Raw genomic sequence first — 10,729 nt, forward strand, 5'->3', positions numbered from 1 at the left:
AGAAGCCTGTGATGGAGTTTCTGCTAGAGCTACTCCGCCAGCATGGCTTTGACGAAATTATGGTGAACGTCAGTCATTTGGCGAACGAAATCGAAGGCTATTTCCGAGATGGACAGCGCTTTGGGGTACAGATCGCCTATTCCTTTGAGGGCAGCATTGTGGATGGAGAACTCATTGGTCAAGCGCTTGGATCGGCAGGCGGAATGCGCCGTATTCAAGACTTCTCGCCCTTTTTTGATGATACGTTTATCGTGCTGTGTGGGGATGCGCTCATTGACCTGGATCTGACCGCAGCCGTGAAGTGGCACCGCGAAAAAGGGGCGATCGCCACTATCATCATGAAGTCCGTTCCCCGTGAAGAAGTATCCAGTTACGGGGTTGTGGTTACGGATGATGAGGGTCGTATCCAAAGCTTCCAGGAAAAGCCGTCCGTGGAGGAGGCTCTTAGTACCGATATCAATACAGGTATTTACATTTTTGAGCCGGAAATCTTTGACTTTATCCCTTCTGATCAAGAGTTCGACATTGGTGGCGATCTATTCCCGAAGCTGGTGGCTGCGGGTGCGCCCTTTTACGGTGTGACGATGGATTTTGAATGGGTAGATATCGGGAAAGTACCAGATTATTGGCGAGCCATTCGCGGTGTATTGTCCGGTGAAGTGAAAAATGTCCAGATTCCAGGCCATGAGGTGCGTCCCGGCATCTATACGGGCTTAAACGTGAATGTGAACTGGGATAAGGTAGATATCCAGGGGCCTGTTTACATTGGGGGTATGACAAAGATTGAGGATGGTGCGCGCATTGTCGGCCCCTCCATGATTGGGCCAAACTGCTATATCTGTAGTGGTGCTACGGTGGATAACAGCGTCATTTTTGAATATTCGCGCCTTGGCCCCGGCGTTCGCCTAGTCGATAAGCTCGTCTTTGGTCGCTATTGTGTGGATAAGACCGGAGCAGCGATCGATGTTCAGGCGGCTGCCCTAGATTGGCTGATTACAGATGCGCGGCAGGTACTTCCCGACGAACCTCCGGCTGAACACCAGGCGATCGCTGAATTGCTCGGTAATAGCGAGGCTAGTTTGTCTACGATGGAATCACCAGCTTAGACATGAATGATCACCTTGGATTTGTAGTAAAGCTAGTTGTGGCGTCAACGGCGATCGCCTATGGCATTAAAGTGGTAGGGCCTCTGCTTCCGATTCCGCCAACTAATGCGGTTGCCTTGGGGATTGTGATCCTCCCGACGGTTATTGTGGGGGGAATTTTAGGCTGGAACGCATGGTTTCAGTCCTGAGGGAAGTGCCCTATGCGAACCCTGGCCGATATCAATACCAAAATTGAGGCAAAACAAGTAACGGTTTGGACGGTTGAAGACGTTAAAGCGCGGGTCGGTGAGATGAGCATTGCCGAAATCGCCAAATCGGTAGATGTCATTACCTCCGGAACCTTCGAGCCGATGGAGTCTTCCGGTGCCATTCTGAACTTAGGCCATACCGATCCACCAATTAAAATTCGTCAATGTTGGTTGGATGGCGTACTAGCCTACTCCGGGTTTGGCGCTGTGGATTTGTACCTGGGGGCAACTCAGCCTACGGACTATGGCACGGGAAGTGAGCCGAACGACACCGACGAGCCCCGGGAACGGGGGGGTGGGCATGTGATCGCGGATCTCATTGCCGGGAAGTCGGTTCATTTACGAGCCATTGGGCAAGTGACGGATTGTTATACCCGTGCCTCCTTTGAAACCACGATTACGCGGGACACGATTAATCAGTTTTATCTCTACAACCCACGCAACCTGTACCAAAACTTTATTGTGGGGGTGAATGGGGGCGATCGCCCACTCTTCACCTACCTGGGTCCTCTTCAACCGCGCCTAGGGAATGCGGTCTACTCTAATCCAGGGGCAATTTCACCGCTTTTTAACGATCCAGAACTGCAACTGTTGGGCATTGGCTCCCGCATTTTCCTGGGTGGGGGTGTGGGCTATATCGCCTGGGAAGGGACACAGCATTTCCCCCTCCAAAAACGTTTACCTAATCAAACCCCAGTTGGCCCTGCCGCAACCTTAGCGTTAATCGGCGATGCTCGCCAGATGAATCCCCGATGGGTACGGGGATGTTTTTTCCGAGGGTATGGGCCATCCATCATGTTGGGGGTAGGGGTGGCGTTTCCGGTGATTGATGAAGAAGTTGTGCGGCGCTGCGCGATTCAGGATCAGGATGTAGTTGCACCTGTGGTTGATTTTTCGATTCCCCGCCGAGTGCGACCCACCTTTGGACTGGTCAGCTATGCCCAACTCAAGTCAGGCCGGATCACCATTGACGGTAAGACGGTTAGAACTGCCCCCCTCGCCAGCATTCACCTATCACGCCAGGTTGCAGAGGAATTGAAGACGTGGATTGAGCAAGGAACCTTTACGCTCACGGAACCCGTAATGCCGCTGCCAATGGATACGCTGTTCCGCGCTCAAGAGCGCTGGAGTGGACAGATCAATTTGGAGTAGTGGCAGGCAGGCAAAACCTTAAGGCGATCCGACTGCGCTTTAATGGGTCTAGGCACGGGAAACCAAACGAAAAGGCGTGCCCGATTTTTGCGCTATGGATCTATTTGATCAGCATCGCCAAATGTTGATTGCTCAGGAAGCTCCCCTTGCGGCTCGGATGCGCCCGCGCACCTTGGATGAATTTATTGGGCAAGATGCCATCATCGGCCAGGGACGGTTACTGCGCCGAGCCATCCAGGCGGATCAGCTTTCGTCACTCATTTTCTATGGCCCACCAGGAACGGGCAAGACAACCCTGGCGCAAATTATTGCCAATACCACCCGTGCCCACTTTATTCCGATCAACGCCGTGCTAGCGGGTGTAAAGGAGATTCGGGAGGCGATCGCCACAGCTCAGGATCGTCGGGGGATGCACGGACAGCGCACCATTCTATTTGTGGATGAAGTGCATCGGTTCAACAAAGCTCAGCAGGATGCACTACTCCCCTGGGTCGAAAACGGGACGGTGATTCTGATTGGCGCAACCACTGAGAATCCTTACTTTGAGGTGAACAAAGCCTTAGTCAGCCGATCGCGCTTGTTTCAGCTTAAACCGTTGAACGAGGATGATCTGCGGCAGGTGGTGCGGCAGACGTTGAGCGATGGCGATCGCGGCTATGGTCAACGTTCAATTCAATTGGACAAGGACGCGCTTGATCATTTGGTTAACGTGGCAAATGGCGATGCCCGTGCGTTGCTGAATGCGCTGGAATTGGCGGTTGAAACGACTCCACCTACGGATGGAACCATTCACATCTCCCTGACCGTCGCGGAAGAGTCGATCCAGCAACGGGCGGTGCTATACGACAAAGAAGGGGACGTTCACTTTGACACGATTAGTGCCTTTATCAAAAGTGTGCGCGGTTCTGACCCGGATGCGGCGCTCTACTGGCTGGCGCGTATGGTCTATGCCGGAGAAGATCCTCGCTTCATTTTTCGGCGATTGCTGATCTTGGCGGGTGAAGATGTGGGCATGGCTGATCCGCAGGCGATCGCCATTGTGAATGCCTGTGCCCAAGCCTTTGATCGAGTGGGGATGCCGGAGGGACGCTATCCCCTTGCCCACGCAACCCTATACCTAGCAACAGCTCCCAAATCGAATAGCGTGATGGGCTTTTTTGATGCGCTTGCTGCCGTGGAGCAGGAACGGGAAGACGATGTTCCCAACCATCTCCGGGATGCGAACCGGGACAAGAAGGGCTTTGGGCATGGGGCAGGCTATCTCTATCCCCATGCCTATCGCGATCACTGGGTGGAGCAGCAGTATTTACCCAAAAGCTTGCAGGGTCAGGTCTTTTACCAGCCTTCCAACCAGGGATACGAACGGCAGATTCAAACCCAGGTGGCACGTCGCCGCGAGGCTCAATTGGCTGCCATGCTCGATCGCACTAATTCTGATCGACCGGAAATTTTGACCTACAGTCCTGAGCAACCTGGAGTGGATCGGTGGCTTCAGCGAGCCCTAGACCAACGGGGAGATCAACTTGCCCAGGTGCGCGATCGCCTTTTTGCGCTCTACCCCATCCAGCGGCATCACGTCATCCTAGATTTGAATGCAGGTAGCGGTTTGCTAACCTGGGAAGCCGTCCGCCAAGTTCCCGAAGGTGGCGTATACGCCTGCGCTTGGACAGAGGCTACTGCCGAAGCATTGACGGAACAGGCGATCGCCCTCCCCGATCTGAGCCGTCCAACGGTCATTCAGTCTTCTATCACCGACTTAGCGCATGACCTAGGGAGCCAGTATCCAGCTCTGCGATTTGACGTGCTGATCGGGCACAATGTGCTGACTCGTGCATCGGACAAAGGGGCACTGGTGCGATCGCTCCTGCCTTTACTTCGAGCAAAAGGCGTGATTTTATTGGCAGAAACGATTCCTCGCCATACGCAACGATTGTATCAGTTGGTGGAGCGCGACCGCCTCAAGCCTCGCATCGTTAAGCGCTGGATAGAAGCAGAAGAGGCTATTTATGGGAACCCTGATGATCCGATGGTGAATTGGGATGAATCGGATTTAGAAGCAGTGATTCCGTCGGAGTTAGGAGCGATCGCCCTGTCAGTAGAGCATTCCACCACCTCGATTCAGATTACCCCTGCCCAACTCGATCGCTGGTTTCCACCCCAAAGCTCACCAAGCAATCAACGGCCTAGCTATGGCGAACACCTCGCCCAAACCCTTTCCCCGAAGGAGATTGAATCCATAGAACAGCTTCTCCGCGTCAGTCTGACCTATCAAACGGTATCCTGGACAAGTGCGATCGCCTACCTCACCATCCAAAACGCCTAACGCCGCAGGCTGTAGCTGAGGGTGTCTGGCAAATGATAGGCTGGGTGACTAGGTAAGTTCACACGTTGCAAAACTGCCTTCTCCGAATCTTTATGGCCTCTGGCGTTTCTAAGTCTCCCAAGACCTCATCTCGCACGTTTGACTGGTTTCCTTGGCTGTCCGTGATGGATCGCTACATCAGTCTAGAACTGCTGCTCCCATTCTTATTTGGGGTGGGGCTGTTCACGTCCCTGGGGATCTCTGTCGGCACCGTTTTTGAGCTAATCCGACGCATTGCCGATTCCAACTTAGGTCTGGGCGTTGCCATCAAGGTTTTGTTCCTGAATATGCCGCAGTTTGTGGCCTATTCTCTGCCAATGTCTACACTGCTGGCCTCGCTCATGGCCTACAATCGCTTGTCCAGCGACAGTGAATTAGTGGCTTTACGAAGCTGTGGGGTGAGTATTCGGCGAATGGTGCTCCCAGCCATTTTGCTAAGTTTAGTCGTCACGGGCATTATGTTTGTGTTCAACGAACAGATTGTGCCCCAGGCCAACCTCCAGGCCAAGCAGACCTTCGAGCGTGCCCTGGGTGATGAGCAGCCTACCTTTCAAGAACGCGACATCCTGTATCAGCAGTTTCAACCCGTGAAAGAGGATGACGGCAAGGTGCGCGATCAGCTCACGCGGCTGTTCTACGCCAAGGAGTTTAATGGCGAAAAGATGCGCGGAGTCACGATTCTAGACTTTAGCCGAGGGGATTTAAGCCAGATCGTTAGCGCCGAAACAGCCATTTGGAATCAGGCACAAGACACCTGGGATTTCTACAATGGCACCATTTATGCCGTGTCCAGTAGTGGTTCGTTTAGCAATATCATTCGGTTTCAACAACAGGAAATCCAGCTTCCGCGAACGCCGCTCGACATTGCGGAAAACAATCTAGACTACGACGAGATGAACATTGCCCAAGCCAGAAAAGAACTCGCACTGCTGGAAAAAACAGGAAACGATGCCAAAATCCGAGAGATGCAAGTGCGAATTCAGCAGAAATGGGCATTACCGTTCGCGTGTTTGGTGATGGGGTTAGTTGGGTCAGTGCTAGGAACGAAGCCGAAACGAGCCGGACGAGCTACTAGTTTTGCCATTAGTGTCCTGATTATTTTTTCCTACTATTTGCTCTTTTCCATCACAGGCGCGATCGCTGAAACCGGAACGATTTCTCCATTCTTAGGCGCATGGCTGCCCAATTTGCTGGGAATTGGCATTGGCGGATTGCTGCTCATGAATGCCTCGAATTAGGGATGCTGTAGTACTGAGGACGTTGTTTGCATGTTGCCGAGAGAGGATCTGCTCAAAGGAGTCGAAAATCGAGAGATGGCAGCGAGGGTGCTGGATCGGGCAGAACAGGCACTCCGCACCTGGGATATTGTCCTGACGGATTTTCTCTCCCCTCCAGAGTGGATGGATGTGCAGCAGATGTTTAATCGGTTGACTGAAGTTCACTGTCTACCCTGGGGTGGTTATCCCCAGGCTGAGCGGCAACGGGTGGCGATCGCCCGCTCCGAGCTGCCGTTAGACACCTCCCAGGTGGAGTTATCCGCCTTGTCCATTGCCGGAAATTTCCTGTTTGATCCCGCCACCCATCGCGATTTCCTAGGAGCGCTGCTGGGGACGGGCATTGTTCGGGAAAAGGTGGGGGATATCATCGTGCTGGGCGATCGCGGTGCCCAGGCGATCGTGGTTCCAGAACTAGCGGAATTTTTAGAAACGAGCCTGAATCAGGTGCGATCGGTTCCGGTCAAAACCCAGCGCATTGACTTCAGCGACCTCAGCATTCGCGAACCGAAGAAGAAAGAAATGACCACTGTAGAGGCATCGTTGCGGTTGGACGCGATCGCCTCTGCCGGATTTGGCATGTCCCGCAGCAAAATGGCCGACATGATCAGTGGTGGGGATGTGCGGGTGAACTGGCGTGACGTCACTCAACCCAGCCATCAGCTCAAGACCGGAGATTTGGTTGCCATTCGTGGCAAGGGACGCTTGGAAATTGGCGATATTGCCATCACGAAAAAAGAGCGTTACCGAGTGATGCTGACGCGATTTATTTAACGCATTCTCGGCAGACCGTGTGCCGTCATGCAATGTAAGGATCTTGAATACGGGGTATGGGAGGGTGTGATGAAATGTAGCGAACTGGTGCAGCGGTTATCGTCGGATGATGTCCAGGTTCCAATATTCCTGGCCGATGATCCGGAACTTACGAGCGTAGCGGCTGTCGATCAGGCATCCCCAGGTACCATTAGCTATATTGATGGCGATGCCTTTGCGGATTGGGTTCACAAAACCGAGGCCAGTGCGTTAATTCTGCCCCTGCGAGAAGACTTACAGACAGCAGCGAGCGATCGCGGCATTGCTTGGATTAGTACCCCTCAACCTCGCCTCCTGTTTGCCCAGGTGATTCGTCAGTTCTATACGCCCTTTCGTCCGGCTCCCGGCATTCACCCTACAGCCGTGATTGATCCATCGGCGCAGATTGGGCAAGATGTCGCGATTGGTGCCCATGCCGTGGTTCAGGCGAACGTCACCTTGGGGGATGGGGTATGTATCCATCCCAACGTAGTGATTTACCCAGGGGTAACGATTGGAGCAGGCACGATTTTACACGCCAACTGCGTTATTCAGGAGCGATCGCACCTGGGTGCAAACTGCGTGATTCAAAGTGGTGCGGTGATTGGCGCGGAAGGGTTTGGCTTTGTGCCGACGGCAGAAGGCTGGTTCAAGATGGAACAATCGGGCTATGTGGTACTGGAAGATGGGGTGGAGATTGGCTGCAACTCTGCCGTCGATCGTCCTGCGGTCGGTGAAACCCGGATTCGACGGAATACGAAATTGGATAATCTCGTTCACATTGGCCATGGCTGTCAAATTGGGGAAGCCTGTGCGATGGCGGCTCAAGTCGGTTTGGCAGGTGGGGTTGAAGTCGGGAATCGCGTCATCCTCGCAGGTCAAGTCGGGGTGTCTAACCAGGCGAAAATTGGCGATGGGGTGATCGCTTCGTCCAAGTCCGGCATTCATGGTGAAATTGCCCCTGGCGAGGTCGTTTCCGGCTATCCTGCGGTTCCGAACCGCCTCTGGCTCAAGGCATCCGCCATTTACAACCGCTTACCCGAAATGTATCAATCCCTTCGCCAAATCCGTCGCCAACTTACCCCTCCAGAGCAGTCGGATTCATAAGAGGGAGGAGTTGTTGAGGGTAGGTGAGTGGATGGGTGGATGAATACTTACTTCATCAGGCACTTTTCGCAAGCCTCTCAAAGACACCTATAACCAATCCCGTTATCCGACTTACCTATTTATCCTTGCACTATGGCTCTAGATTTTTTTACGAAAACCAGTGGTACTTGGATTAACGTAGCAACCATTTTGATTGGGAGTGGTCTAGGTCTCCTCTTGCACGGACGATTACCACGCCGAATGCAGCAGGTAATCACCCAGGGGCTAGGACTGATTACGATGCTCATTGGCTTCAGTATGGCCGGTGAGATGCGTGGTCTTCAGGGAGGACGTATCGACGGCATCATTTTGGGACTGATGGCGATGGTTCTTGGAGGACTGCTAGGGGAGTGGGGGCAGATTGAGAAACATTTGGAAAACCTTGGGGATTGGTTAAAACACCAGTTTCAGGGCAAAGGCAACTTTACTGAGGGCTTTGTGGCGGCTAGTTTGCTATTTTGCGTGGGGCCGCTGGCGTTAATTGGAAGTCTCAATAATGGGCTGATGGGCGATAGTACGCTGCTGACCCTCAAAGCCTCGATGGATGGATTAGCGGCGATCGCCCTTACCAGTAGCTACGGAATTGGGGTTGGCTTTTCAACCTTGCCGATCTTGCTGTATCAAGGGGGGCTTTCACTTGGTGCTGGATTACTGGCTCAAGCAATTCCAGATCCGAACACAAATCCTGCTGTATTGCTCACAACCGGGGTTGGAGGACTGATGATCGTCGGTCTGGGGCTGAATCTGCTCGAAGTCGGACGAGTCCATATTGCCTCTTTCCTACCTGCGCTTTTGTTAGCTCCTGTGATATATGGTCTTGCTACTTGGCTAACGTAACAGGGCGAAATACAGCACAAAAAAAGGGGAATAAATTCCCCCCTTTCTGCATATGATTGAAAACTAAGCGATCGCCATCTACGATTCGGCAGCCTGCGGTAACAGTTCCCGCTTCTCTCCGGAACGAATGTAGACCTGACCGTCATCGTTGACATCCACAACCGCGATATCATCTTCCTTCACGCGACCGGACAGAATTTCTTCCGCCAACGAGTCTTCGAGGAGTCGCATAATCGCACGACGCAACGGACGAGCACCATAGCTGGGGTTATAGCCTTCTTCGACGAGGCGATCCTTGAACCGCTCCGTAACTTCCAGCGTAATGCCCTGCTCCAGCAGACGGTTGGCAACTTCCCGCAACAGAATGTCGCTGATTTCCTTGACCTCGTCCTTCGTGAGTTGACGGAAGACGATAATCTCATCCACCCGGTTCAAGAACTCTGGTTTGAAGTAGTTCTTCATGTCTTCCTGAACTAGGTTCCGGATGCGAGCATACTGCGCTTCCTCGGCACTCTCAGTTGAGAATTCGAAACCGAGGCCACCGCCCCCCTTCTCAATGACGCGGGAACCAATGTTCGAGGTCATGATGATCAAGGTGTTCTTGAAGTCTACCGTGCGACCCTTAGCATCGGTCAGGCGACCATCTTCCAGGATTTGCAGCAGCATGTTGAAGACATCGGGGTGCGCCTTCTCAATTTCGTCGAATAGGACAACGGTGTACGGACGACGACGAACCGCTTCGGTCAACTGTCCGCCTTCGTTGTAGCCGACGTAGCCTGGAGGTGAACCAATCAGCTTCGATACGGTATGACGTTCCATGAATTCCGACATATCAAGACGGATCATGGCTTCCTCAGACCCGAAGAAGTAAGCCGCCAAGGACTTCGTTAATTCGGTCTTACCTACCCCGGTCGGCCCCGAGAAGATGAAGCTCGCAATCGGTCGATTGGGGTTCTTCAAGCCCACGCGAGAGCGACGGATCGCGCGGGATACGGCCTTCACTGCTTCGTCTTGACCAATCAGGCGATTGTGCAGGGTGTCTTCCATATGCAGCAGCTTCTCGGATTCGGATTCCGTGAGCTTGTTGACCGGAACCCCTGTCCAAGAGGCCACGATTTGAGCGATATCATCTTCGGTGACCACCGGAGAATCATCGCTACCATCGGCGGACTCTGCTTTCTTGTTTTGAGCGATCGCCCGAATTTGAGCCTTGATCTCCATTTCGCGATCGCGCAGTTCACCCGCCCGATCAAAGTCCTGAGATCGCACCGCATCATCTTTATCCCTCAGAACCTGACGCAGTTCCCGATCCAGTTCTTTCGCGGCAGGAGGCAATTGAGAATTGATCAACCGAACGCGAGACCCCGCTTCGTCAATCAAGTCAATGGCCTTATCCGGCAGATAGCGATCGGAGATATAGCGGTCGGACAGCTTCGCCGCTGCTTCCAGAGCTTCGTCTGAAATCTTTAGCTTGTGGTGCTGCTCATAGCGATCGCGCAAGCCGTGGAGAATTTCAATCGTTTCATCCACAGTCGGTTCGCCAACCATCACCGGCTGGAAGCGACGTTCCAGAGCCGCATCCCGCTCGATGTGTTTACGGTACTCATCCAGCGTGGTTGCGCCGATACATTGCAGTTCACCCCGTGCCAAGGCAGGCTTCAGGATGTTAGCCGCATCGATCGCCCCCTCGGCTGCACCCGCCCCAATCAGCGTATGCACCTCGTCGATGACCAGGATTACATTTCCGCCTTGGCGGATCTCATCCATGATCTTCTTCAAGCGTTCTTCAAACTCGCCTCGGTACTTAGTACC

At 53.3% G+C, this 10,729-nt stretch carries 9 protein-coding genes; 8 read left to right on the forward strand and 1 reads right to left on the reverse strand.

The annotated features are described in order from the left end of the window. From IGR76_14640 to IGR76_14675, 8 genes are all read left to right on the forward strand, one after another. A partial coding sequence (locus tag IGR76_14640) for an NDP-sugar synthase (protein MBF2079713.1) occupies positions 1-1,106 on the forward strand: 1,106 nt, incomplete at its 5' end. Positions 1,107-1,108: 2 nt separating this feature from the next. Beyond that, the gene (locus IGR76_14645) at positions 1,109-1,294 is read left to right on the forward strand and encodes a hypothetical protein (GenBank protein MBF2079714.1); all 186 of its coding nucleotides are present in this window, start codon (positions 1,109-1,111) and stop codon (positions 1,292-1,294) included. Between the two features lie 12 nt (positions 1,295-1,306). Continuing rightward, positions 1,307-2,506, forward strand: coding sequence for a homocysteine biosynthesis protein (locus IGR76_14650; protein MBF2079715.1), 1,200 nt, complete (start codon positions 1,307-1,309; stop codon positions 2,504-2,506). A 94-nt stretch (positions 2,507-2,600) separates the two neighbouring features. Further along, entirely contained in the window at positions 2,601-4,829 is a 2,229-nt protein-coding gene (locus IGR76_14655; GenBank protein ID MBF2079716.1) for an AAA family ATPase, read from the forward strand. Positions 4,830-4,921: 92 nt separating this feature from the next. After that, positions 4,922-6,106 carry an LptF/LptG family permease gene (locus IGR76_14660; protein ID MBF2079717.1) on the forward strand — a complete coding sequence of 395 codons (1,185 nt, stop codon included), beginning with the start codon at positions 4,922-4,924 and terminating at the stop codon, positions 6,104-6,106. Between the two features lie 30 nt (positions 6,107-6,136). Then, positions 6,137-6,916: a photosystem II S4 domain protein gene (locus tag IGR76_14665; GenBank protein MBF2079718.1), complete on the forward strand. Its 780-nt coding sequence runs from the start codon at positions 6,137-6,139 to the stop codon at positions 6,914-6,916. A gap of 69 nt (positions 6,917-6,985) precedes the next feature. Continuing rightward, a complete protein-coding gene (gene lpxD / locus IGR76_14670) occupies positions 6,986-8,041 on the forward strand; it encodes a UDP-3-O-(3-hydroxymyristoyl)glucosamine N-acyltransferase (GenBank protein ID MBF2079719.1) in 1,056 nt (351 codons plus the stop codon). A 132-nt stretch (positions 8,042-8,173) separates the two neighbouring features. Then, positions 8,174-8,917 (forward strand): DUF554 domain-containing protein, encoded by a 744-nt coding sequence (locus tag IGR76_14675; protein MBF2079720.1) that lies wholly within the window; start codon positions 8,174-8,176, stop codon positions 8,915-8,917. A gap of 78 nt (positions 8,918-8,995) precedes the next feature. Here IGR76_14675 and IGR76_14680 read toward each other — a convergent pair. After that, positions 8,996-10,729 (reverse strand): ATP-dependent Clp protease ATP-binding subunit (locus tag IGR76_14680; GenBank protein MBF2079721.1); only part of this gene is annotated, 1,734 nt, incomplete at its 5' end.

This window comes from Synechococcales cyanobacterium T60_A2020_003, from assembly GCA_015272205.1.
Taxonomy (GTDB): Bacteria; Cyanobacteriota; Cyanobacteriia; order RECH01; family RECH01; genus JACYMB01.

What these genes read in the sequence shown, in the direction of transcription:
- IGR76_14645 (MBF2079714.1), top strand. Translation starts at nt 1,109, where the DNA reads ATGAATGATCACCTTGGATTTGTAGTAAAGCTAGTTGTGGCGTCAACG.
- IGR76_14650 (MBF2079715.1), top strand. Translation starts at nt 1,307, where the DNA reads ATGCGAACCCTGGCCGATATCAATACCAAAATTGAGGCAAAACAAGTA.
- IGR76_14655 (MBF2079716.1), top strand. Translation starts at nt 2,601, where the DNA reads ATGGATCTATTTGATCAGCATCGCCAAATGTTGATTGCTCAGGAAGCT.
- IGR76_14660 (MBF2079717.1), top strand. Translation starts at nt 4,922, where the DNA reads ATGGCCTCTGGCGTTTCTAAGTCTCCCAAGACCTCATCTCGCACGTTT.
- IGR76_14665 (MBF2079718.1), top strand. Translation starts at nt 6,137, where the DNA reads ATGTTGCCGAGAGAGGATCTGCTCAAAGGAGTCGAAAATCGAGAGATG.
- lpxD (MBF2079719.1), top strand. Translation starts at nt 6,986, where the DNA reads ATGAAATGTAGCGAACTGGTGCAGCGGTTATCGTCGGATGATGTCCAG.
- IGR76_14675 (MBF2079720.1), top strand. Translation starts at nt 8,174, where the DNA reads ATGGCTCTAGATTTTTTTACGAAAACCAGTGGTACTTGGATTAACGTA.